Consider the following 23,395-nt stretch of genomic DNA (forward strand, 5'->3'; position numbering starts at 1 on the left):
GGTCCTGACCAAGCCGGCACCGATTCAATGAGTGTTGGACCTGTTGGTAATCGCCTGCCGAACGGCATCGCACGTCGCGGACGAGATCGAGCACACTCGGGAAAGAACGTCTCCGATCCCGCGGTCATCATCGATATCACGATTCGAACCGGAGCCCATTCTCGGCATGACCCCAGAATCCTACCCCGTTTCCGGCGCCGGTCTCGGCCTGCGGCGCTCTTTCCTGGGGCCTTTGGCCGAACGTCCGCCCAAAGAGGTCGATTTCTACGAGATCGCCCCGGAGAACTGGATTGGCATGGGCGGGGTGAATGCCCGCCGCCTGCGCGCGCTGACCGAGCGCCATCCCTTCGTCTGCCACGGACTTTCGCTCTCGATCGGTGCCCCGACCCCGCTCGACCTGCACTTCGTGCGGCAGGTCAAGGCGTTTCTTGACGAGCACGGGATCCGCGCCTACACCGAACACCTGAGCTACTGCTCCGACGACGGCCATCTCTACGACCTCCTACCCATCCCTTTCACGGAGGAGGCGGTTCGGCATGTCGCCGGGCGCGTCCGCCGGGTACAGGAGATACTCGAGCGGCGCATCGCACTGGAGAACGTCTCTTACTACGGCGCGCCGGGGCAAGAGATGTCCGAGATCGAGTTCATCAAGGCCGTGCTGGTCGAGGCCGACTGCGACCTGCTGCTCGACGTGAACAATATCCATGTCAACGCCGTCAACCACGGCTATGACCCGCACGCCTTCCTGTGCGCCTTGCCGGGGGAGCGCATCCGCTACGGCCACATTGCAGGTCACTACGTGGAGGCCGAGGATCTGCGGGTCGACACCCACGGCGCGGATGTTATTGACCCGGTGTGGGAGCTGCTGGATCTGGCCTACGCGCGCTTCGGGGTCTTCCCCACGCTCCTTGAGCGCGACTTCAACATTCCGCCCTTAGAGAAGTTGGTTCGCGAAGTGGATCGGATCAAGCAGATCCAAAGGGTCCATGCGGCGCGATCGGCGCGGAGCGCGGCCGATGCCTGAGCAAGCCGATATCATCCAACCGGACTTCATCCGACGCCAGCGCGCTTTCGCCGCGCATCTGCGCGATCCGACCCGGATTCCCGGACCGGAGGATGTCGAGGATCGCCGCATGGCGATCTATCGCGATCTGGTGTTCAACAACGTGTCGGCCTTGCTCGCGGGCAACTTCCCGGTGCTGCGCCGGATCTTGTCCGATGCGTGCTGGGATGACCTGATCCGAGATTTCTTCGTCCGTCATCGCGCCAAGACGCCGATCTTCCTGGAGCTGGGTCAGGAGTTTCTCGACTTCCTACAGAGCGCACGCACCGACGATCCTCGGGATCCACCCTTTCTTCTTGAGCTGGCGCACTACGAATGGGTCGAGCTGGCCCTGCAGATCAGCGATGTGGAGCCGGACCGCACCCGCATCGATCCGACCGGAGACCTGCTCGAGGGCCGCCCGGTGGTCTCGCCGCTGGCCTGGAATCTCAGTTATCGCTTCCCTGTCCATCGCATCGGGCCGGACTGCCGACCGGATGCCCCGCCGCCGGAGCCGACCCATCTGGTGGTCTATCGCACGGCGAACGACGACATCGCCTTTCTCGAGATCAACGCCGTGACCCAGCGCCTGCTGATCTTGCTGGGGGAGCAGACGAGCCCGCAGACAGGGCGCGCGGCGCTCAATCGGATTGCAGCGGAACTCGGCCACACCGCACCGGATAAGATCGTCGCGTTCGGGGCAGAATTACTCGAAGACCTTCGCACCAAGGGGGTCGTGCTCGGCACAGGCCGCTGATCGAGGCGTCGGCATCCGGACCTGGAGGCGCGGCTCGCGATCGGGGTGTTTTTGATGCGTTGCGCCCGTTGCGCTCATGCGAATCCAACGGCTCGGCCCTGTTCTTTTCCGGTGTGACCCATCGGTGTTCTCCACACTGCCGGAACTCGGTCGACTCCTCGTGACGCACCTCCGAGCCTCACCAACATCGTCGGGTGCACCATCTGCCTGCAAAACGTTTAAGGTATGCGGCAGCCCCGAAGGTGAGTCCCCGGCGATCGAATCGTCACCGGTGAAAGCCGACATCACGTGTTGATCGATCGACAGGCCTGTTGCCGCGTCGCCTGCTATGAAAACCTGTGCAGTCCCGTCGACGGCGTGCATCTCGATGCGGAGCAGCAGCATGCACTGGGGCTGGCGGTCGCCGACAAGGTGCAGAACATCTTCGCATGAGGCATCCTGAACGCCGGATGCGACGCCCTTCCCTTTTTACGAACCGGAGCAAGTCCATGCGCGCGCTCGGCACCGGCATGTTGATCGCCGTCGCGTTCTGCGCGCAGGCCCAGGACAAACGCGACGTTTTATACCAGGTCTCGACCATCGACGCCCTGCTCTCCGGCATCTATGACAGCGTGGCAACCGTGGACGACGTATTAGACCAGGGAGACATCGGCCTTGGGACCTTCGATGCCGCCGATGGAGAAATGATGGTGCTCGACGGGGTCGTCTATCAGGCGACCTTCGACGGTTCGATGAACGTCATGCCGCCCTCGACGGGCACCCCGTTCATGGCAGTCACGCATTTTGTGCCCGATCGCGTGCTCGATGCGCCGGAGTTGGAGAACTTCGCAGCGTTTTCGGCATGGCTCGAAGGCCATCTTCCGAGCCGAAACATCGCCTATGCCGTGCGGGTGGATGGTCACTTCGCGAACATCACGTATCGGAGCGTCCCGCGCCAGCACAAACCCTATCCGCCGCTGATCGACGTCATACGCAATCAAGCCGTTTTCGAGCGCAAAGAGGTCGAGGGCACGCTGATGGGATTCTGGTGCCCCACCTTCATGAACGGCGTCAACGTGGCTGGCTTGCATCTGCACTTTCTATCCGCGGATCGAAGTGTCGGCGGCCATGTGCTGAATGTGTCGCTGAAGGACGCCAAGGTCGGCATCGACGACACCAATGGCTGGGACGTGCAATTGCCCATGGTCCCGGCCTACTTGAATGCCGATCTCGGTGCCGATCAGGGCAGCGATTTGAAGAACGCAGAACAGGGGGGCGCGCTTCCCGATGCATCGGCGCACTGACAGTCTCGGCTGAGGGCGTCGGAGATGCCGCGCCGCCTCGCACCGCTAGCGGGGTTAGCGCCACGTTTTGGCGCTCTTTCGGCCCCGGATTGCTCTGGGCCGGCGCGTCGATCGGCGTGTCGCACCCGACGCAACCGACCCGCGCAGGCGCCCTCCCCGGCTTCGGGTTTTTTCAGGCTTATAGACTGTCCATGTGAGCACTTCAGTCGCATCGGTTCTTCAAGCCGGCGGCCGCGCGATGTTGTCGCTTTGGATTTGCGTTCGCTCCGTAATGCCGCATACTTTGACGATGATGAACGTCATTCCAAGGGGCATACCATGTCTGCCGCCGCTGAAGACCTGACCGCGCTGTTGTCGCAGTCCGGCACCGTGGAGACCGGGCAGCTCGCCGATGTGCTGCACGTGACCAAGACCGAGCTGGCCCGCGCCACGGGCCTGTCGCGCGATGCTGTGACGCGGCGCGATCGCGCCGCATCGCCGAAGACGCAGCAGCGGCTGCGCGATACGGTCGAGATCATCAACCGGGTGACACCTTGGGCCGGGTCCACCGCCCGCGCCTTTGCCTGGTTCCGCTCGCAGCCGCTGCCCTCTTTCGGAGACAAGACCGCCGAAGACCTGCTCAAGGAAGGTCGTGCGGAGGCCGTGCTAGCGTACCTGTCGCGCCTCGCCGATGGCGGCTACGCCTAAGCAGCCCTCGCCGCCGACGCACCGATTCCGCGGCCAGGTCTATCGCGCCCACCACCCGCGCTGGGCCTATCTTCCGACCTCGGGCGAGGGCGCGGCCCGACATGGCGGGCGCTTCAATCGCCCTGGAAGGCCGGCGCTCTACACCGCGCTGGACCCGACGACCGCCTGGATGGAGGCCCAGCAGGGACTCCCGTTCAAGGCCCAACCGATGACGCTGGTGGTCTACCGGATCGACTGCGCCGGCGTTGCCGATCTGACCGACCCGGATGTGCTCGACGGCATCGGCATCGTGCCGGCCGACCTCGATTGCGCGTGGGAAGACCTGGCCGACCGCGGTCGCGATCCGCCGACCTGGCGAATCGCTGAGGCGCTCATCGCCGCCGATGTCCGGGCAGCCATCGTTCCGAGCTTCGCACCCGGCGCCAACGCGGCCCCGGGCACCGCTATCCCGCGCAACCTGGTGTTCTGGCAGTGGTCGGAAACGCCGCCTTGCGCAGTCAGGGCCATCGACGACTTCGGTCGGTTGCCGAGGGACGCGGCGAGCTGGGACTGACGCCCTCCCCCCAGCCCTTTCATTGCCGCGGCTCTTTTGATTTGAGCGCTGGAGGGAGACCCTGGCCCTTCGGCTCACACCGAGAGGATACGCGAGACGCCCTGAGAACGTGACCCCAGGGCCACCAGTTCGCCGCATACTCGACCTTGCGGCAGGGGACGCCGCCGCCGAACGCTATGCTCTGGTTGCTGCAAAGGGCTGTATTCCGGCCAGAGCCACCGTCAAGGCGTAAGAATGCGCACTGTTCATAAAGCATTCTCTGGTCGTCCAATTGTTGGCGTCGCGGTTGCCGAAGTCATTTCGCAGCAACGCATCATGGCGGCCCTGGCGCCCTCCGCGAACAGCGATGCCCATTTCCGGCCTGAGGCCCGACCCGTCGCCGAACAGCGCCCCAAAGTCGTCGGAGGGCGTCCGCTCTTAGCGCGTCAGCGATGGCGTTGACGCGTTGGCGACGGCCTGCTGAGTCTGACTAGCGACTGCAGTCCGATTGTTTAACCGACGGTCACTTGCGTCTGCTCGCCGGGCACATCTACCTGCGCGATTGGGCCTTCGACTCCGAGGCCTCGGCAATGCACCTGCACGCGATCATGATTCCGCGCCATCGCCTGCGGGCCGGCGCCGGCATGCAGGAGCACGCCCCCCGCTGTTACGGCGAGTTGCGCGGGACGGACCCGCGAAGCACGAAGATCGCGGAGGTCGCCGCCTCCTGGGGTTTCGTCGACGCCAGCGCTTTCAGCCGCCGCTTTCGACGACGGTTCGGCGTGTCGCCGTCCGATGTGATCGGCACGGCTCTCGATCGGACCGAGGATGCCGCGGTCCAAGCCGATTCGACCGGCGTCCGACCGAACCGGGACTACACCGACTGGCTGCACCATGCCTCGGGACATGAGGCATGAACCGCACGGCATGCGCGGCGAATAGAGGGGAGTGGGAACGTCTACCGAAAGCAGACACTACGGTGTAGCCCGAAAGCCCGCTGTGCGGACGTAACCGCCCCAATCCCGTTTGAATTGACCGGTTCAGATGTGTCCGATTTCACGAGCCAAGTTAGGGGATCTTGAGCGCCGGGAATCGTGGCGAAACGATGAAAAATCATCGCGGGTGAGAGCTACCGATCACAAGCCCGCGAGCGCGCTCACCCGAACCGCTACCGTCATCACTGGGCGCTGATCCGGTGAGCCGAGGTAGCTTCCGGCCACGGGTGGTACAGCTTCCGGGTGGCGTGCCACCGCAACGGCGATGTGCCTATTGCCGGTCACCTCTCCGCTGGTGGGATCGAACCCGATCCAGCCGGCGCCGGGCAGGTAGGCCTCGGCCCAGGCATGGGTCGAGGCGTTGCCTGCCGCGGTGGCCGGTGCGAACAGATAACCGCTGACGAAGCGGCTTGCCAACCCGAGGAAACGGCATGCCTCCATGAACAAGGCCGCGAAGTCCCGGCAGGAGCCGCTCTCGCTCGCCAATGTCAGCGCGGGTGGCTGCACGCCCGGTTCTTCGCGCATCTGGTAGAAAAAACGGCCGGCAATCTCTCGGTTCATGCGAGCGAGCAGAGCGAAGGTCTCCATCGGCTGCTCTAGACCGAGGCCGTCAAGCCATCCTTGCACTGCGTCTCGGTCAGACGGGTAGACGGACTGCTGGAAGGGTGCGAGCTCCGCCCGGTCCTCCTCGGCATACTCGAACGGGTGGATGACAGCGTAATCATCGACCAAGAAGTCGAACGGATTCTCCTCGTAGTGCTGGATCACCAGGCTGCTGGAGACGCGCAGCCGGTCCGACGGCCCGTGAAAGCTCACCAGCGCCACCGAGTTGTCCAGCACGTCGCATTTCCATTGCAGGGTATGGGCCGGACTGATCTCCAGCACCGAGGATTCGATCCTGACGTTGTGGTTCTCCCGTGGACGCAGGAGCAGCCTGTGGGGCAACAGCGACACCCGGCTCGGGAACAGGTACTCGGTGACATGACTGATTTCGATACGCCGCATGGGAGATTACCGATCGGTTGAATCCGCCGTCCCCTCGAATCGAACGGAGCAGACCAGAGCAGCACCCGATATTACGCTCACGCGCATATCCGTTATATGGTCACGAGTGGTATCGGCCCTGTCAATCGACTGGACTTCCGGAGCACGGCACCGCTGTTTCCGAAGAACGCCAAACTCGGGCGTCCACCGTTGTCTGTCTCGCGTGCGGAACCACAGGGTCCAGTACGCCCGTATCCCGCACGGCACGTCAAGGGTGACAGACGAACCCGATCGTCACGGCCGTCAGGATCTTGCACGAGCCACCGCACCGACCGCATCGGCTGGCAGCGCGTCGCCGTGCTCGGCGCAAACGGCGGCATCGTCTCGACCAAGAGATCCTCGAAGTTCTGATTGAAGAAGGCGCAGCGCACGAGCGTCCACTGCGCGCCCGATTCCCGGAGGCGACGTTCGGCCGCCCAGGCGCCCGCCTCGCCGCGCCCGGAGAGCAGTGACCCGCGGTCCCGATCACTACAGCGTCGCGGATGATCCGGGCACGCCGACCACGGTCGTGATCCACCTGGGGCAGCATTGCTGCTCGCCCGAGGGTGATTCACTGGCCGAGCACATGACGCTCGGCGTGCGGACCTGGGGGAATCATCCTCGGGGTGAGACCCTGATGCTGGTCGGCGCGTACGAGGCGACTGACGATGTCAGCGAGCGTCTGCGTCGAGCGCTGCCGCCACTGCTGTCGTTGAACCGGGATCAACGGAGCACGCCCTTGGTCTCGATACTCTGCGATGAGATGGGCGAGGACAGGCCAGGCCAGGTCGCCGTGCTCGATCGGCTGCTCGATCTGCTGCTGACGGCCGCGTTGCGCGCCTGGTTTGCCCGACCGGAGGCCATGACGCCGGCGTCGTCGCCGCCCCAGGCCGACCCGATGGTAGGACACGCCTTGCAGCTGCTGCGCGAGGATCCCGCTTACCCCTGGACGTTGGAAGGCCTCGCCCGGCGGCTCGGGGTTTCGCGCGCGGCCCTCGCGCGGCGCTTTCATGACGCGGTCGGCCAGCCGCCCATGAGCTTCCTCACGGAATGGCGTCTGGCGCTCGCCGCCGATCGGCTGAGCGCTCCGAATGCAACGGTCGGATCGGTTGCCGCGAGGGTCGGCTACAGCACGCCCTACGCGCTGAGCAGCGCGTTCAAGCGGGTGCGCGGCATCAGCCCGCGCGCGCATCGCGCCCGCGTCATGGCGTAGGGGCCCTCCGACGTTCATCGACCGGACAACCCTGCGGATGATGCAAGCGTGGTGGAGACGCCCTGTATCGTCAGCCGCCTTGCCCGCTACGTCGGTCTCTCAGCTCGACAGTGTTGCCTTCTGGGTCTCGAATTTCTTCGACACGACGCGGCCTTATGCCAGCGGCGGCGTCTACGTGAATTTCATGTCTGCGGACGAAACCGATCGCGTCGCCGCCGCGTACGGGCCTAACTACAAGCGCCTCGGCCGCATCAAGCAACGCTATGACCCCGGCAACCTGAGGTTTCACCTGAATCAGAACATCCCCGCGGCCTGACCGAGCCCGTCGATGCCGGATGACGTCCCGTCCGGCCCGGCCTCCGTGGGCGGCGGCGGACGACTGCCCGAGACGCCGCAACCCCAACGCCGCCGGGCCGGCCGGAGCAGAAAACGACGATCGCCGTCTCGATCCGAACGCTCGGGCCGTGCTCCGCCAGCAACGGCCCGAGCGTCTTCTCGCTATCCCCGCTTAAGATCGAAGCGGTCGGCCGTCATCACCTTGGTCCATGCAGCAACGAAGTCTCGGATGAACTCCTCGCCTCCATCCGCGGACGCATAGACCTCCGCGATGGCACGCAGCTCGGCGTTCGATCCAAAGATCAGGTCCACCGGCGTCGCCGTCCATTTCAGCTCTCCCGTCGCACGGTCTCGTCCCTCGTAGAGCCCAGCGGTGGTCGCCGATTTTGACCATACGGTATTCATGTCGAGCAGGTTGACGAAGAAGTCATTGGTCAGCGGGCCGGGGCGATCGGTGAACACGCCAAGCCTCGAGCCGCGGCTGTTGGCACCCAGGGCGCGCATCCCGCCGACCAGTGCCGTCATCTCCGGAACGGTTAGCCCCAGCAGGTCTGCACGGTCCACCAGCATCTCGGTCGGCGACAGCCGGTTACTGGCGGCAAAGTAGTTGCGGAAGCCATCGGCCGTCGGCTCGAGGACGGCGAAGGACTCGACCTCGGTCTGATCCTGGGTTGCATCCGCGCGCCCGGGCGTGAAGGGAACGGCCACGTCGTAGCCGGCATCCTTGGCCGCCAGCTCGATGGCCGCGGCACCACCGAGGACGATCAGGTCGGCGAGCGAGACCTTCTTGCCCCCGGATGCACCGTCGTTGAAGGTCGTCTGGATGCCCTCCAGGGTCTGCAGCGCCTTCGCCAGGCTGGCCGGATCATTGACCGGCCAGTCCTTCTGCGGCGCCAGGCGGATGCGCGCACCATTGGCACCGCCGCGCATGTCGCTCGAGCGGAAGGTCGATGCCGACGCCCAGGCGGTGCGCACCAGCTCACCCGTTGTCAGACCGGACGCCAGGATGCGCTGCTTGAGCGCTGCGATGTCGCTCTCATCGATCGGAGCATGGACGACCGCCGGCACCGGATCCTGCCACAACAGCACCTCTTCGGGCACTTCATCGCCGAGATACAGTGCACGGGGCCCCATGTCGCGATGCGTTAGCTTGAACCACGCCTTCGCGAACGCGAGCTCGAAGTCCTCCGGGTTGTCCAGGAAGCGCTTGGAGATCTCGCGATAGGTCGGATCAAACTTCAGCGCCAGATCTGTCGTGAACATCATCGGTGCATGGCTGACGCCTTCCACATGAGCATCGGGGACCGTGTCGGCGGCCGCTCCATCCTTCGGCTTCCACTGGATGGCGCCAGCCGGGCTGCGGGTCTGCTCCCAGTCGTAGTTGAACAGGTTGCTCAGATACAGCATGGTCCAGCGGGTCGGCGCCGCGGTCCACGCCCCTTCCAGGCCGCTGCCGATGGTGTCTTCGGCGTTGCCCTTGCCGCACCTGTTGGCCCAGCCCAATCCTTGTTGCTCGATCGGCGCCGCGGCGGGCTCGGGGCCCACGCACTCGCCCGGTTTGCCTGCGCCATGGGTCTTGCCGAAGGTGTGACCGCCGGCGATCAGGGCGACGGTCTCCTCGTCGTTCATGGCCATGCGGCCGAATGCCACGCGGATCTGCTCGGCGGCCGCGAGCGGATCGGGATTGCCGCCCGGACCTTCCGGATTCACATAGATCAGGCCCATTTGTGTCGCGGCGAGGGGATTCTCCAGCTTGCCGTCTGCGTCGTAGCGCTCCCGGCCGAGCATGTCCGCCTCTGGACCCCAGTAGACAATGTCGGGCTCCCAGTCGTCCGGCCGGCCACCTGCGAAGCCGAAGGTCTTGAAGCCCATATCCTCCATCGCGACGGTACCGGCGAGGACCATGAGGTCGGCCCAGGAGATGTTGCGGCCGTACTTTTGCTTGATCGGCCAAAGCAGACGCCGCGCCTTGTCGAGGTTGACGTTATCGGGCCAGCTGTTGAGGGGGTCGAAGCGCTGCTGGCCGCCACCGGCACCGCCGCGCCCGTCGGCCACACGGTAGGTGCCGGCACTGTGCCAAGCCATGCGGATGAACAGCGGGCCATAGTGGCCGAAATCGGCGGGCCACCAATCCAGCGATGTGGTCATCAACGCCTTCAGGTCCGCCTCGACTGCTGCGAGGTCAAGGCTCGCGAAGGCCTTCGCGTAATCGAAATCCGTGCCGTAAGGATTGGACGCCGGGTCGTGGTCGCGCAGGGGCTGAAGGTTGAGTTGGTCAGGCCACCAGAAATTGTTCGGCTTTGCCTGGCCAACCGCCATCGCGGGGTTTGCGGCTGCGGGGGTGGTCAGAAGGGCGGCGAGGACGGCCGCCGGGATCGCCTTCATGAACATGGGAAGCATCTCCTCGTCTTTGTGGGTTCGACTGTGGTGGGCAACACCGATTGTCTTCCTGTCCTGTCTTCGCGTCCTTGTCTTTGCGCTTCGGTCCGGAGCGAGCATCGTAGCCCAAATCCAGACCCGCGATGCGTCGGGATCGGCAGTTCATGCATCAACCTTAGGCCACCGAATTGCCGCGTGCCAACAGGCAGTATCGGTTGACTCGATCGATCTCGACGATGTGGATCGAGGCTCGGCAGGACGAAAATCAGGTAGCATAGGACAACGCCGTTGGAAGACCGAAGACCGAGAACACCTCAATGCGCTCTTCGACGACCCGGAAGCGCTTGATCTTCCAGCCTATCGCGCGATCCCGGAGCGTTTCGTCGGGTCGGAACGCCGAGCATCTCGCCGCCCGGCGAAAGGAGTTTCACCGATGGAGTTTTTCGGCACCGCTCGCCTCGTCGCGTCTGCCGATCAGCTGCGCGACCGAATTACGGGGCCGCGCTTAGCCGAGTGGTGCGACGCAATCGATCGGGTGTTGAACTGGCGAGAGGATCTCGATTCGGGCGAGATCTACTGCCTATGGGGTCAGTTCGCGGTGCGGCGCGAGCCGATTCGCGACGGCGTGCGCTTCACCCTCCCGGGCTGCCCGAACGCCCTGGCTTGGACCGTGACGGCGGAGCCCGATTGCGTGCTTGTGCATTGCACCATCAACCGGAGCGAACATGATCCGGACTTCATCGAATCGATCGAGAGTTTTGTCGAAGACTGGCGGGTCGGGCTGGAGCGTCCTGGCTCGTCCGGGCGAAGCGCGCCCTGAGGTCCGCGGAGGGTATCGACCGTTGCCGCCACATTCGAGTACGCGGTCTTGCCACCGGCCGGCGCCTGCTTCCCCCGGATCGATACCGGGGGCGTGACTGCGAATCAGGGGTAGGTCTCGCGGCATGCGCCTCAAGCACCGCGCCTGTACAAGCAGTCGGTCACTGATATCGCAAGTTTGCGGCCTTGGGCAGACCCGCACTCCGTAGCCTCATCTGTGGTCGCCTTCCGACGGCGTGACGCTGTACTTCAGCGAGGGAGGACCCGGCGGCAGCTCCACGAAGCTGTCGCCGTGCGCGGCGATGACGAACTGGCGCATGGCGTCGGGGCCGGAGGCCTGAGGATCAGGGTCGAGGTAGGCGGTGCCGATCCAGCCCGGCTCAAGGAGGTCCGGGATCTTGGGTCCGACAAAGCCGCGATCGAGGAGCGCCTGGCTCACGCCGTAAGAACGCACCCCGATGATCTCGCCCGGCTCCAATCCCGGGGTCGAGCGCATCACCGAGATGATCTCCATGCGATAGAGGACATCGAAGCGCTCCGTCGGATGCGCAGCGGTCTGCACCTCCAACACCTTCACTTCGAGGACGGCCTCGGCATCGGCCTTGAGCCCTTCCACTGCATCCGGCGGCAACACCGCGCCAACCCTCCCCGCCAAGATGGCGAGAAGCCCGAAGACGACGATCGCGTTGTATCGAGTCATGCGCGGATGCCCTTTTTGGTCGATCGGTCGATCAGACACCGATGACAGACGATCGTCAAGGGCGGAACATGAACCATACGACAAGCCTCCGCAGCGCCCGCAATGCGCTCTTGTTTCGAACCCCGGAGCCCCGTCGTATGGTCTGCGTGAAATCCTTCGAGCAGTCATGTCGCTCCGACCCGCGAGCGCCGGAAGGACAATACTCCGGTGACCGAATGGAAAGGACCGAATGCCGATCCGCTGGTAAAGCGCGTCGAATCGAGGATGGTTCGGTGATTCGATGATCGAGAAGAGCCTGGTCATACGACCAACCATGTTGCTGGACGGGAAGCCCCAACGCTGCCCGAGACAGCCGGATGGTGCAAGATTGCCGTTCATTTGGGTGCACGATCTGCATCGTGAATGCCTGCGCGGCGAGGACCGTAACCGGCAACCCCCATCCCCAAGCGCGGGGAGGTCGACCGACAGCTGCAAGCGGCGGATCGCATCCATTCGGTTCGAGACGTCGCCGGCATGGTCAAGCCGTCATTCAACACCAGCGGCGAAATCGCGAGGTCGGAGAAGTGTGCCGTCGCGGCCAGCCAACGTGCACGTCGCGTAACCGGCAGTGTCGCTTGGGCGGAAGTCGCCGGCGACGCAGATGACTCCGAACACGGCTTAGAATCATCTGCAGCACGTCACATCGACAGCTCGGGAGCCCGCGATGACATCCTCGGTTCGTATCCTGACCCTGGTTTACGCCGGTCCTCCCTCCGATCGGCTGGCCCCGGATCATCCCTGGCGGCAATTCGACGCGCTCGGCCGAACCCTGAGACGTCATCTGCCGGGCGCAACGGCGGCCCTCTTCGCACGCCCCGAGATTGCCCTCGATGGCGCGGGTACGGTCACCTGGACCAGCGCGCTGGCCGGACAACCGCGGCCTTTGCTGGATCTGCCCGACGAGGCGCAGGCGGCAGCGCGCCGCGTCCTCTCCGATCACCTGAACGCGATCTCCCGTCTCGCCGACGAGCTGTCCCGCCGTGAGCCGGACGATCCCGAGCCCGCGCAGCTCCTGAAGCGCGCCATCGTCAACCCGGGCGACGAGGCGGTTTATGTGATCGGCGACGCCCCGGTCCTGATCTCCTGGGGCGGGACCGACCCCGGCCGGCCGCCGCGCGCAGTCGGTACGCCCGATCCCGCGACCGTGCCGCCCCCGCGGCGGCGCCCTGCGTGGATCCTGCCGCTCCTGGGGTTGATCGCACTCGCAACGCTGGGAGTCGGTCTCGGCCTCGGTATCTGGTTCTGGCAACTGGAGGAGACCGAGCAGGGCTTGCGCGAGGATCTCGCCGTGGCCTTGGCCAACCACTGCGACCCGGTCGCGCCCCTTTTAGAGATCGCCTCCCGCCTGGACCGGATCGATCGGGAGGACGCGCGCTACGCGGATATCCGCATGGCGGTCCTCACCGAGATCGGCATCTGCGAGGAGGCCGCGCTCTTTGCCGACCGACTCGCGACCGAGCCGCCCTGCGATCATCTGTCCACCTTGGACGAAGAGCTTGCCTTCTACGATCTCGAACGCGAGCCCTTCCGCGCCCTGAAGACCGACCTGGACCGGCGGATCTCGGCCTGCACGCGGCTCGATGGACTCGCGCAACGCTTCGATGCGCTCGCCGGCGACTGCCTCGCCGTCGCCGAGTTGGACCAAGAGATCGCAACACTTGATGAACCCAAGCGCAAGCTGGCCGCGCTGCGCGTCGGACTCGATCGCGCACTCGCCGCCTGCCGTCTCGCCGAGACACTCGGCCCGCAGCTGGCTGATGCGTCCGAGGACTGCACGGCGCTGCGCACCTTGGCGCGCGAGACCGCCCCCGCATTCGTCGAGCTGGATGCAAGCCGACCACCCTTGAGCGAGATCCGCCGAGGGCTCGACGAGGCCCTCGCACGCTGCGACCTCGCCGATCATCTGGAGGACGAGCTGGCCCGCGCGCAGGACGATTGTCTGGCCCTTGCCGGACTCGACGCGACCCTCTCGCGCCATGACCCGGACCGCGAGCCACTCGCCGCCGTGGCCGGGAGACTCGCCGTCGCGCTGCGCCAGTGCGCCGACCTGAACGACCTGGAGCAGCGCTTCGCCGAGGCCAACGGCGACTGTGACCGGCTACAGGCCCTGGCCGACGGGCTGGAGGGCTATCGCAACAACCTTCGTTTCCTGGACATCCGCACCCGTTTGGCGCCCGAGCTCCAGATCTGCAGCGAGGCCGACGCGCTGCAGGAGCAGATCGCCGCCATCGGCGGCGACTGCACCAAGGCACACGCGCTGGCCGCACGTCTCGCCGATCAGGGCGACCCGCGCTTCGCCAAGGCGCGCGCCGCCCTCGTGGCACCGATCGCCGACTGCGATCGGATCGACCGCTACACCCGACGTCTCGCCGAGGCCGGCACGGACTGCGCGCGCCTCGTCGCCCTGGAACGCGCCCTCAAGCGCGAATCCGCACCGACGTTGCGACCGGTCAGGCAAGCGCTCGACGAGCGGATCGGCCCGTGCCGCTCGCCGCCACCGAAACCCGTCGTGGTCCAAGCGCCCCCGAAGACACCGGCACCGATTCCGCAGGAGAGCAGCTCCTTCGCCATGCGCGGCGACTGCAGCGGACGTCTCATCATCGATTCGTCCTCCGGGTGGAACGGCGACCGTGTCCGGCACATCGTCACCATCGATCCGCCGGCCAGCGAGCGTGTCGCCCGCGTGACCTCCACGAACCGCGGATGCCGCAACTGCGGCCTGCGCAAGATCGGCCGCAACACCTGGCGCGGCGATCTCGTCTACAGATGCGGCGGTCGCGGCATCATCCAGGTCGCCTATGCGGCTTACGATGCGAGCGGTCGCATGATCTGCAGCGGAAACGGCAGCGGCCTTTGTCTCGGTCGACGCCGATAAACATCGCCTCACCACATACGGGTACGTCTTCACCCCCGCCGAGCCGGTGCCCACTGACTCCGCCGTATTGACCAATACCGGCTGACTCCACCCCAGCCAACTCTCCGCCAGCGCCGAGCCGTAGCGAATCCGCCCGAAGATACCCAAGGCGCCAATGGGGCTTCCCGTGCCAGTCGGTTCCGAACGGCAGGAACCCGCCCTGCCCTGCTCCGCTCCTACCTTCCGGCAAAGCACTCGGCCCGATCAGAATCCGGTCATAGGCCGTGGTCGGCTTGCGCCCGAGCTTGGCCGCCTTTTTCGGCCCGAGCTCCTAAAGATCGACTAAATCTCTACGCGACTCCCGTGATAGGCGGGCGGGTTGCCGATGAGCAGTTTTTGGCCCAAGCAGCCGAACGCGCTGCCCATCGGCGCGACCTCAATCAGCGTCATCCAGATGCCCGCGCCTTTTCATCAACTCCAAAATGCGCTCGGTCAGAATCAACTCCATCGCATACATCATCTTGCCGCCGGGAATCACCAGGGTGTTGAAGCCGGTGATCATCGAGCCGTCGATGAGCCCCTTGAGTTTGATCTTGTAGTCGACGCTCGGCTTGGGCTTCAAGAAATGGATCAGCACTAGGCTTTCCTCCGCGGTCGGAATCTGCGACACGCAGAACGGATTAGAGGTATCCGTCACCGGAATGCGCTGAAAATTGATGTGGGTCTTCGAGAACTGCGGCAGGATGTAGTGCATGTAGTCGTACATGCGCCGATAGATCACGTCCTTGACGTCGTCGGGCTTGTAGCCGCGCTCGCGGGTATCGCGATGAATCTTCTGTACCCACTCCAGGTTGATGGTGGGACACACGCCGATCAGCAAGTCCGTCTCCGCCGCCAGGTCGATGTCGCCATCCACGACTCCGCCGTGCAACCCCTCGTAGAACAGCAGGTCAGTATCCGGCGGGATCGGATCCCAGTCCGTAAAGGTGCCTGGTTCGCACTCATGGCGAGCCGCCTCCTCCGCGTTGTGCACGTAGAACCGGCGCAACCCGGTGCCGGTTTGGCCGTAGCTCCGGAACAGCTCGAGCTGCTTGTCGAACAGATTCCCCTCGGGGCCAAAGTGACTCAGGTTGCGGCCGCTCTCCTTGGCGCGAGCGAGCTCCTCCTTCATGGTTGCGCGATCGTAGCGGTGGAAGCTGTCGCCCTCGATGAACGCCGCCCTCGCGCCGACGCGCTTGAAGATGTGCTCCAGCGCATTCTTGACCGTGCTGGTACCGGCGCCGGAGGAGCCGGTCACCGCAATGATGGGATGTTTCCTCGACATCGTATCCTCCAAACCTCGAATCGTTCTGCGTCCTCGCTCTATTAATACACAATATTGTAATGGTCAATATTTTTGATCGTGGTCGGTCCGGCTTGATAACGCTGCGTTCTCGCTTGGGTGAGTGCGTTCACGGCAAGCGAAGAAGGCGCCCTGAATCTGCAAGCGCGCGGCCCGACCGTCGAGCGGATCTCCAGCGAGGCACCGCTATCGGAGCCGCCCGACGTGGTGCGGCGACTCAGGCGCGCGCTGAAGCCAGACTGGGTGCTTTATGCTGCGTTCGAGCACAGGCAGGGGAACGCGAGCATGGAGGCTGGCGGTTCTTGTCGGTCACTCTATTCCACTCTATTTCTTCAGCGTCATCCGCGCTGACCCTATCGGATTTGCTCACTGCTCGCGGGCGTCGCACTGATGCTGCACGGCCTGCCATACGCAGTAGTGGCCGTGCCGCTGATCGTCAATCGGTATACTCGCGATCATCGTCGCAGCGAGCGAGAGTAAATGATTGCCACAAGTCCTACGCGGCCTCACTGGCTGGTCCTGATCGTCGCCAGCTCGCTCTCGGCTGCCTCGGTTCAGGCCGATCAACCGTTGTTCGATGCGCATCTGCATTACAACGCCGAGGATGCGGTGCACTCCGCGCCGGAGGCGATGATTGCGCAGCTGCAAGCCAATCGCGTTCTCGCCGCGGCTGTGACCGGTCGACCGCCGGAACAGGTACTGCAATTGCACGCGCAAGCCCCGAGCTTGATTCTGCCGATGCTCGGCGTCTACCGCACACCGGCCGACAAGGCGACCTGGATGAATGACGTTGGCCTGCCCAAACGCGTTGAGCAGACGCTCGCCGACGGTCCCTGGCGGGCTGTCGGTGAACTGCATCTGTTCGCCGAAGACCGGCGCAGCCCAGTGTTCTTGCGAATCGTCGAACTGGCGACCTCACGGGGTCTGCCGCTGCTGCTGCATTGTGATCCGGCGGTCATCGACACTTTGTTCGAACGGGTGCCGGAGGCGACGGTGATCTGGGCGCACGCCGGAGCTTATCCCTATCCACCTCTGCTTCGTGACTACCTTCAGCGTTATCCCGATCTGTACATCGATCTTTCAGTCCGCGACCAGCGCGTCGCGCCGGACGGCCAGCTCGACCCTCAGTGGGAGTTGCTACTGCTGGAGTATTCGGATCGCTTCATGGTTGGCGTCGACACCTACTCGACGCAACGATGGCACGCCTATGCCGAGGTCGTCAGCCAAATCCGCAACTGGCTCGATCAACTGCCTGAGGAGGTTTCAGGCGCGTTGGCCTACCGGAACGCTGCGCGACTATTTGGGCAGAGCGTCGACCAATTCGTCATGAACTTCTAAGATTCGCGCACCTCGCCACCGGGAATCTGTCTCACACTGCAGAACCGCACGAAAGGCGTTGGGATGATCCGGAACCGACCCGAACCGCGCCAGCCGGCCGATGGCTGTGCCCCATCAGCGATCACTGGTGCCAAGTGTCGGGCCAGCCCAGAGTCGTCCATTTGCTGCCGATCACACGCCCGCATGCGGCGGATCGGCAGGTGAATGCGGAGCGACTTTGAGGTGATCGTAACCCGTTACCCGCCGGCCGCTTGCGGCCGGCTTGGTACAGACCCGCGGGATCGGCAGCGCGCTGCATTCGCAGGGGATGGCCGGCCAACCTAACCCGATTTCCCCTGCCCTGGAGCAATGTTCCTGCGTACCACCAATTCTTAAGTCGTGTTACTCTCCGCGCTGAATTTTCACGGAGGTCGCACCCATGACGAGCTTGACGACGCGCTTCCTGTTTGGCGTCGGTTTGGCGGCGGGGATGAGTGGCGCGGTCGCGCATGACCTGTGGGTCGAGCCAGAAGCGGCCGGTTACCAGCTCCTCTACGGCCACCACCCCCAAGTCTCCCATGCAGGAGCGCGGCAGATTGCCTACGCCCCCGACATCGTCAAGTCGGTCGTCTGTCTGGACGCGGCCGGCGGCCGTCGACCCGTTAAGGCCGGGGACGGCTCACCCGTCAAAATCGAGGGCGACTGCGGCGTCCTCTACGTGCTGACGTCCAGCGGCTACTGGACCAAGACCACTGCCGGCACCAAGAACCTGAAGAAGACCGAAGCCGCCTCGCCACTGGGCAGTTGGCAGAGCTTCGAGAGCGTCAAACACATCGTCCGATGGGGATCCGGGGCGGCCAGTCCCCTGGCGACCCCTCTGGAAATCGTGCCCGCGGAAAATCCCCTCGTCCTGAAGGATGGGGACAAGCTGACCCTGCGTGTGCTCGCCGAAGGCCAGCCCGTGGCCGATGCCACGGTGAGCTACGACGGCAAGCCACGCGGTCAGACGGGTGCCGACGGTACCCTCAACATTCGCGTCAAGCACGGCGGCCTGCAGTTGATCCAGGCCTCCACGCGAACGCCTTACTCCGGCCCCGAGGCCGACGAGGTCGTCCATACCACGGCGCTGACCTTCGCCCTCGGCGCCGGACAGTGAGAATCCTCCTCGCCCTGCCGGCGGCGCTGCTCGCCGGCACGCTGCACGCGCACGGCCTGAGTCATTCGGCGCAGCCTGGGAGCGCCGTCATCGTCGAGCTGCGCTATGCCGACGGCAGCCCGTTCAGCTACGAGTCCGCCGAGGTCTATCGGCCCGCCGAGACCGTGCCCTTCCTCGTCGGGCGGACCGACGCGAATGGCCGTCTGGCCTTTGTGCCCGACCGCTCGGGTGACTGGCGCGTGCGCGCCTTCTCGGAGGATGGACACGGCGGCGATTTTACGGTTGCAGCGGCCCCCGATGGCAGGGCGTCGGCGCCGTCGGCCGGTCTGGGCACCTTGGGCGGACTTGCGGTCGGCCTCGCGGTCATCTTTGGCATCTTCGGCATCTGGTCGGTGTTCGTCTGGAGAAGATCATGAAGGGCTACCGCCTTGCACTCGGCACTGCGCTCGCCATGGTGGCGTTGCCGGCAACCGCCCACCACGGTGTCGCCGGCCTCGGGGCCGCCTCGCTCGAGGGACCCGGTGCGCCCCTCGAGCAGTCCTCCTCGGCCACGCTGCCCAAGGGCAAGGTGTTCACGTATTTCAAGGTGGACTACGCGGACTGGAAGACCTACACACCCGAGACCGACGACGAGGCCGACTACAGTACCTTCTGGATGGCCGGGCTCGGTTACGGCGTAACGTCCTGGCTATCGCTCTACGCCTTCCTGCCCTACCACGACAAGGTCGACGAGAACGACGACTTCAACACCCACGGCTGGGCCGATGCCGCTATCAACGCGACGCTCGGCTTCACGTACGATGACGGATTCAAGCTCGTCCCGGAACGCGAGAGCCTCGACGACTTGGAGGATTGGCACTTCACGGTCTATGCCGGCGCAACACTGCCGACCGGCAACCCGAACCTGCGCGACAGCGACGGCAACATTGACAAGGGCAAGTCAACCGGCTTCGGCGAGCCGACCTTTACGCTGGGCGCGACGGCCAGCAAGATGCTGGACGAGCGCTGGACACTGAACTTCGATATTTCCAACCTGTGGTTTCAGCAGAACACCTACGACGCCGATCCGGCCCACGGAGGCGAGTCGTTCACTGGCCAGTTCGGCGACGAATTCCGCTTCAACACCGCCGCGATCTACAAGGCCTACACCAACCCGGAGCACCGTTTCCGCCTCGACCTGTTGGGCGAGCTGAACTATCTCTACCTCGGGCGCGACAAGGAGGATGGTGTAGCGGAGCGCGGCACCGGTGGTCACATTCTTTACCTGACGCCCGGCGTCCGCGCCTATTGGAATACCGTGAGTTTCGCCTTTGGCGTGAAGTTGCCGATCTCGACAGACCTCAACGAGGACGACGAGCAGCAGGGCGCGGAAGGCAAGGAGAACTATCGGCTGATCTTCTCGATCTCGGCGCTGTTCTGACCCATGCACATCCCCGACGGCTTTCTCTCGCCACAGACCTATCTGCCGGCCTATGCGCTCGCGGCCGGGGGGTGGGCCTACGCGGCACGCGAGCTGCGTCGCCGCGTTGACGAGACGCTGCTGCCGCGGCTCGCCGTGCTCACCGCCCTCGCCTTCGTGCTCATGGCGGTGATGCTGCCGCTGCCCGGCGGAACGTCGGTGCACGCCTCCGGGATCGGCATCCTCGCCGTCGTGTTCGGTCCCTGGCTGACCTTCGCCGTCGTTTCGCTCGTCCTGCTGCTGCAGGCTTTGTTGCTCGGCGCCGGCGGTGTCACCGTGCTGCCCGTCAACGCGCTGGCGATGGGACTCGGCGGTTCGGTCGCGGCCTGCCTGGGATACCGTCTGCTGGCGCCCCGCTGGGAGCGCGCAGGCCTTTTCGCCGCGGGTTGGCTGGCCGCCGTCGTCCCCGCCGCCCTGATCGCGGTGGTGCTCGGCCTGCAGCCGGCGATCGCGCACACGATCGACGGCCAGCCCCTGTTCTTCCCGTTCGGCCTGGCGGTCACGCTGCCCGCCGTCTTGGTTCCGCACGTCGTGCTCGGGCTCGGTGAAGGGTTGCTGACCGTGCTGGTCGTCAGCTTCCTTCGCCGTCGCTAGAGGCGCGGCGGGATGAAGGATCGGCTGATGCTGCTTGGCTACGCCATCGCCTTGATCGCGGCGACGGCGATCCACGACCCGTGGTGGCTCGCGGCCGGCCTGCTCGTGGTCGCCGTGTTGGCGGGTCGCCAGGCGCCGACGATTGGCTGGCGGGCCTTGCGCGCGGTCCTGTTCTTCAACCTCGTGATCAGCGTCGGTTATGCGGCCGGCGCGCTGTTCGGTCAGGCGGTGAGCCTCGATTACCTGATACTCATCAACATCAGGGTCTACCTTCTGACCTTTCTCACCTTCACCCTGGCGTCCAGGATCGACATCTTGCGCGCACTTCGCTTCTCCCGGAATCTGACCTATCTTGTGACGCTCGTGTTAAGCCAAATCATAACCTTCCGCCGCTTGTTCGAGGACCTGCGACTGGCGGCCGAGAGCCGCCGGCTGCGCCGGCTGCGACTGCGCGAGCGCTATCTGCTGAGCGCCGCTACGGCAGTCCACCTCTTCGACCGCGCCGAGCACGACGCGCGCGAGATCGCGCTCGCCATGCGCTCGCGCGGGTTCTTCCAGCCGGACGCGGTAGACGATGCTCGAGGCGATTGAGGTCGGTTATCGCCTTCCGGACGGCCAGGAGATCCTCTGCGCCATCGACTTCCGGTTGGGGCACGCAGAGAAGGTCGTCCTGCTCGGCGCCAACGGCACCGGCAAGAGTACGCTGCTCAAGGTACTCGACGGCCTGCTGCCACCGACGACCGGGACGGTCTGCTACGATGGTCGGGTGGTCGACCGCGCGGCATTGCGCGAGGCGGCATTCCACCAGCGCTTTCGCCGCGAGGTGGTGCTGCTGTTTCAGAATCCGGACACCATGCTCTTCAACCCGACCGTCTTCGACGAGATCGCCTTCGGGCCGCGCCAACTCGGTCTCGATGATGTGGATGGACGCGTACACCACTGGGCAGGCGAGCTGCGGGTAGCACCGCTGCTCGACCGCACGCCTTTTAGCCTGTCCGGCGGCGAGAAGCAGCGCGTCTGCCTGGCCGCATTGCTCGTCCTCGAACCGAAGGTCCTGCTCCTGGATGAACCGACCGCGAACATGGACCCGCGCAGCACCGGGTGGCTCGTGGACTTCCTCGCCGACCGCAACCAGACGACGCTGGTGACGACGCACAATCTCAGCCTCGCCGGCGAGCTCGGCGACCGTTGCCTGGTGCTCGGCGAGAACCACCGGCTCGTCTACGATGGGACTGTGCAGGATTTTCTCGGCGACCACGACCGGCTTGCCGCGGCCAACCTGGTGCACCGCCACCGCCATCGCCACGGGGAAACCGAGCACAGCCATTTCCACGCCCACGACTGGGACTGAGCATGAGCGATACAGCCGACACCGCACCAGAAGGAGCAAGAGCTGGCCGGCGAGGCTCAGCGCGGCGGTGATGCGGCTGACCAGATCGGCGAGGGCCATCACCCGAATGTCATCGTGGGCGATGTGAGCGACCTCGTGCGCCAAGACCGCCGCGAGCTCGCGCCAGTCGAGCCGCCGCAGCAGGCCGTCGGAGACGAGGATCGCGGCATCGTCGCGGTGTCCGGTCGCGAAGGCGTTGACGGTCGCCGACGGCAGATAATGGAGCTTCGGGACGCGCGCCAAGCCGGCGCGCTGCGACAGCGTGTCCAGCAGCCGATAGAGCCCCGGAGCCTCGCCTGGTCTCACCGGGCGGGCGCGAAACAACGACATCAGGAGACGCGGCGGGACCGCGGGATTGGCCACGGCGAGGATCAGCACACCGAGCAGGGTGCCCCACAGCAGCGGCTCGCCCCCGATCACCCAGGCCGGTGAACCGAGCAAGAGGGCGAGCAACGCCAACAACCCGAGGCTCTGAAGATTGTTGCGCAGCTTGTGCCGAACGTGTTGTGCATTCTTCAACCGCATGCCGAGGATCCCGGTCAACACCGGCACCGGCTCGGACCTGCAATTCCAGTCGATGCTCACGCCCCAGGCCCTGAGTGCCGCCTCGTAAGCGTCCAGCGAAATACATCTATCCCGCGCACTGCGCGATCTGCAAGATGCCGCCATGTTCCACGCACCGAGGGGAAAAGCATGGCAGAGAAGCGACGCAGTCGCGAGCAGTGGCGGGAGTTGGTCCGGGGCTGGCCGGGCAGTGGTCTGACGCAGGCACAGTACTGCGAACGTCACGGCATTTCGACCGGTAGCCTGTCGCGGTGGCGGGCCGTCTTCGGCCGGGAGCACCACGCGTGCGGCGGCCCGGCGCGATCCCGCGCCGAGGCGCCATTACGGTTGCTGCCGGTGCAGTTCGGCGACGCCCTCGAGCCGCCGCGCAGTGATCGGGTGCTGACCGTCGTCTTCGGTGACGGCGTGCGCCTGGAGGTCCCGCCCGGGTGCGATGGCGCCACGCTCGCACGGGTGGTTGATGTGCTCGCGCAGCGCACGACGGCATGATCGGCTTCGGCGCACGCACCCAGGTGTATCTGGCTGCAGGGGCCACGGACATGCGCAAACAAATCGACGGTCTTGCGGCCTTGGTGGTCGATGTGCTGCAGGCCGATCCGTTCTCGGATCATCTGTTCGTCTTCTGTAATCGCAGCCGCGACAAGCTCAAGATTCTCTATTGGCACAACAACGGCTTCTGGCTGTGGTATCGGCGGTTGGAGCGCGAGCGGTTTTGGTGGCCGGCGCCGCAGAGCGTCGCACCGGTGATTCTCTCGATCCGCGAATTGGGCTGGTTGCTCGAAGGGCTCGATCCGCGCCGTGTCAACGCCCATCGGCGGGCTGAATTCGACCTGCTTTAAACGCGATGACGCTCGAATGAAGGTCGGTATTCCGGTATTATTCAGTTCATGGACGGCCCGCTTCAAAGACTTCCG

24 protein-coding genes and 1 pseudogene are annotated in these 23,395 nt (G+C 65.1%); 20 read left to right on the top strand and 5 right to left on the bottom strand.

Going from position 1 to position 23,395, the window contains the following annotated elements; genetic code table 11:
* Positions 1-166: 166 nt before the first annotated feature.
* The 7 genes from LT988_RS00255 (at position 167) to LT988_RS00285 (ending at position 5,218) form a co-directional block, all read left to right on the top strand.
* Entirely contained in the window at positions 167-1,024 is an 858-nt protein-coding gene (locus tag LT988_RS00255) for an HvfB family MNIO-type RiPP peptide maturase (protein ID WP_232408280.1), read from the top strand.
* Positions 1,017-1,799, top strand: a complete 783-nt coding sequence (locus tag LT988_RS00260) for an HvfC family RiPP maturation protein (RefSeq protein WP_232408281.1) — start codon at positions 1,017-1,019, stop codon at positions 1,797-1,799. Before LT988_RS00255 ends, LT988_RS00260 begins: the two co-directional genes overlap by 8 nt.
* A 291-nt stretch (positions 1,800-2,090) precedes the next feature.
* Entirely contained in the window at positions 2,091-2,231 is a 141-nt protein-coding gene (locus LT988_RS00265; protein WP_232408282.1) for a hypothetical protein, read from the top strand.
* Positions 2,232-2,287: 56 nt separating this feature from the next.
* Complete coding sequence (gene budA, locus LT988_RS00270) at positions 2,288-3,082, top strand: acetolactate decarboxylase (RefSeq protein WP_232408283.1); 795 nt, start codon at positions 2,288-2,290, stop codon at positions 3,080-3,082.
* 318 nt (positions 3,083-3,400) lie between these two features.
* Positions 3,401-3,769, top strand: a complete 369-nt coding sequence (locus LT988_RS00275; RefSeq protein WP_232408284.1) for an antitoxin Xre/MbcA/ParS toxin-binding domain-containing protein — start codon at positions 3,401-3,403, stop codon at positions 3,767-3,769.
* The gene (locus tag LT988_RS00280) at positions 3,753-4,322 is read left to right on the top strand and encodes an RES family NAD+ phosphorylase (RefSeq protein ID WP_232408285.1); all 570 of its coding nucleotides are present in this window, start codon (positions 3,753-3,755) and stop codon (positions 4,320-4,322) included. Before LT988_RS00275 ends, LT988_RS00280 begins: the two co-directional genes overlap by 17 nt.
* Before the next feature lie 506 nt (positions 4,323-4,828).
* A complete protein-coding gene (locus tag LT988_RS00285; protein ID WP_232408286.1) occupies positions 4,829-5,218 on the top strand; it encodes a helix-turn-helix domain-containing protein in 390 nt (129 codons plus the stop codon).
* Positions 5,219-5,437: 219 nt separating this feature from the next.
* Here the strand turns inward: LT988_RS00285 and LT988_RS00290 are convergent, their stop codons facing one another.
* On the bottom strand, positions 5,438-6,301 hold the full coding sequence (locus LT988_RS00290; RefSeq protein ID WP_232408287.1) for a transglutaminase family protein: 864 nt from the start codon (positions 6,299-6,301) through the stop codon (positions 5,438-5,440).
* Positions 6,302-6,788: 487 nt separating this feature from the next.
* On the opposite strand from LT988_RS00290, the gene LT988_RS00295 reads away from it, so the two are divergent.
* Together LT988_RS00295 and LT988_RS00300 are read left to right on the top strand one after the other, a co-directional pair.
* A complete protein-coding gene (locus tag LT988_RS00295) occupies positions 6,789-7,532 on the top strand; it encodes an AraC family transcriptional regulator (RefSeq protein WP_232408288.1) in 744 nt (247 codons plus the stop codon).
* A 79-nt stretch (positions 7,533-7,611) separates the two neighbouring features.
* Positions 7,612-7,848, top strand: a complete 237-nt coding sequence (locus LT988_RS00300) for a BBE domain-containing protein (RefSeq protein ID WP_232408289.1) — start codon at positions 7,612-7,614, stop codon at positions 7,846-7,848.
* Between the two features lie 182 nt (positions 7,849-8,030).
* Here LT988_RS00300 and katG read toward each other — a convergent pair whose 3' ends face one another.
* A complete protein-coding gene (gene katG / locus LT988_RS00305; protein ID WP_232408290.1) occupies positions 8,031-10,259 on the bottom strand; it encodes a catalase/peroxidase HPI in 2,229 nt (742 codons plus the stop codon).
* 421 nt (positions 10,260-10,680) lie between these two features.
* On the opposite strand from katG, the gene LT988_RS00310 reads away from it, so the two are divergent.
* A complete protein-coding gene (locus LT988_RS00310; protein WP_232408291.1) occupies positions 10,681-11,067 on the top strand; it encodes a hypothetical protein in 387 nt (128 codons plus the stop codon).
* 210 nt (positions 11,068-11,277) lie between these two features.
* On the opposite strand, the gene LT988_RS00315 is transcribed toward LT988_RS00310, so the two are convergent.
* A complete protein-coding gene (locus LT988_RS00315) occupies positions 11,278-11,766 on the bottom strand; it encodes a hypothetical protein (RefSeq protein WP_232408292.1) in 489 nt (162 codons plus the stop codon).
* Positions 11,767-12,469: 703 nt separating this feature from the next.
* Between LT988_RS00315 and LT988_RS00320 the strand changes: the two genes are divergently transcribed.
* Positions 12,470-14,680, top strand: coding sequence for a hypothetical protein (locus LT988_RS00320; RefSeq protein ID WP_232408293.1), 2,211 nt, complete (start codon positions 12,470-12,472; stop codon positions 14,678-14,680).
* A 415-nt stretch (positions 14,681-15,095) separates the two neighbouring features.
* Here LT988_RS00320 and LT988_RS00325 read toward each other — a convergent pair whose 3' ends face one another.
* Positions 15,096-15,983 carry a phosphoribulokinase gene (locus LT988_RS00325; protein WP_232408294.1) on the bottom strand — a complete coding sequence of 296 codons (888 nt, stop codon included), beginning with the start codon at positions 15,981-15,983 and terminating at the stop codon, positions 15,096-15,098.
* 588 nt (positions 15,984-16,571) lie between these two features.
* On the opposite strand from LT988_RS00325, the gene LT988_RS00330 reads away from it, so the two are divergent.
* The 7 genes from LT988_RS00330 (at position 16,572) to LT988_RS00360 (ending at position 21,878) form a co-directional block, all read left to right on the top strand.
* Positions 16,572-17,339: an amidohydrolase family protein gene (locus LT988_RS00330; RefSeq protein ID WP_232408295.1), complete on the top strand. Its 768-nt coding sequence runs from the start codon at positions 16,572-16,574 to the stop codon at positions 17,337-17,339.
* A gap of 418 nt (positions 17,340-17,757) precedes the next feature.
* The gene (locus LT988_RS00335; protein WP_232408296.1) at positions 17,758-18,474 is read left to right on the top strand and encodes a DUF4198 domain-containing protein; all 717 of its coding nucleotides are present in this window, start codon (positions 17,758-17,760) and stop codon (positions 18,472-18,474) included.
* Entirely contained in the window at positions 18,471-18,890 is a 420-nt protein-coding gene (locus LT988_RS00340) for a hypothetical protein (RefSeq protein ID WP_232408297.1), read from the top strand. Before LT988_RS00335 ends, LT988_RS00340 begins: the two co-directional genes overlap by 4 nt.
* Entirely contained in the window at positions 18,887-19,894 is a 1,008-nt protein-coding gene (locus LT988_RS00345; RefSeq protein ID WP_232408298.1) for a transporter, read from the top strand. The genes LT988_RS00340 and LT988_RS00345 overlap by 4 nt, the downstream gene beginning before the upstream one ends.
* Before the next feature lie 3 nt (positions 19,895-19,897).
* Entirely contained in the window at positions 19,898-20,527 is a 630-nt protein-coding gene (locus LT988_RS00350) for an energy-coupling factor ABC transporter permease (protein ID WP_232408299.1), read from the top strand.
* 51 nt (positions 20,528-20,578) lie between these two features.
* On the top strand, positions 20,579-21,118 hold the full coding sequence (locus LT988_RS00355; RefSeq protein ID WP_232408300.1) for an energy-coupling factor transporter transmembrane protein EcfT: 540 nt from the start codon (positions 20,579-20,581) through the stop codon (positions 21,116-21,118).
* Positions 21,102-21,878: an energy-coupling factor ABC transporter ATP-binding protein gene (locus LT988_RS00360; RefSeq protein ID WP_232408301.1), complete on the top strand. Its 777-nt coding sequence runs from the start codon at positions 21,102-21,104 to the stop codon at positions 21,876-21,878. Before LT988_RS00355 ends, LT988_RS00360 begins: the two co-directional genes overlap by 17 nt.
* A 111-nt stretch (positions 21,879-21,989) precedes the next feature.
* On the opposite strand, the pseudogene LT988_RS25450 reads toward LT988_RS00360, so the two are convergent.
* Positions 21,990-22,586, bottom strand: a pseudogene (locus tag LT988_RS25450) (M48 family metalloprotease); the annotation flags it as partial.
* Between the two features lie 24 nt (positions 22,587-22,610).
* Here LT988_RS25450 and tnpA point away from each other — a divergent pair.
* Both tnpA and tnpB read left to right on the top strand, forming a co-directional pair.
* A complete protein-coding gene (gene tnpA / locus LT988_RS00370; RefSeq protein ID WP_232408303.1) occupies positions 22,611-22,970 on the top strand; it encodes an IS66 family insertion sequence element accessory protein TnpA in 360 nt (119 codons plus the stop codon).
* Positions 22,967-23,320, top strand: coding sequence for an IS66 family insertion sequence element accessory protein TnpB (gene tnpB / locus LT988_RS00375; RefSeq protein WP_232408304.1), 354 nt, complete (start codon positions 22,967-22,969; stop codon positions 23,318-23,320). Before tnpA ends, tnpB begins: the two co-directional genes overlap by 4 nt.
* Positions 23,321-23,395 lie beyond the last annotated feature (75 nt).

This window comes from Thiocapsa bogorovii, from assembly GCF_021228795.1.
In the GTDB taxonomy this organism is placed as follows: Bacteria; Pseudomonadota; Gammaproteobacteria; order Chromatiales; family Chromatiaceae; genus Thiocapsa; species Thiocapsa bogorovii.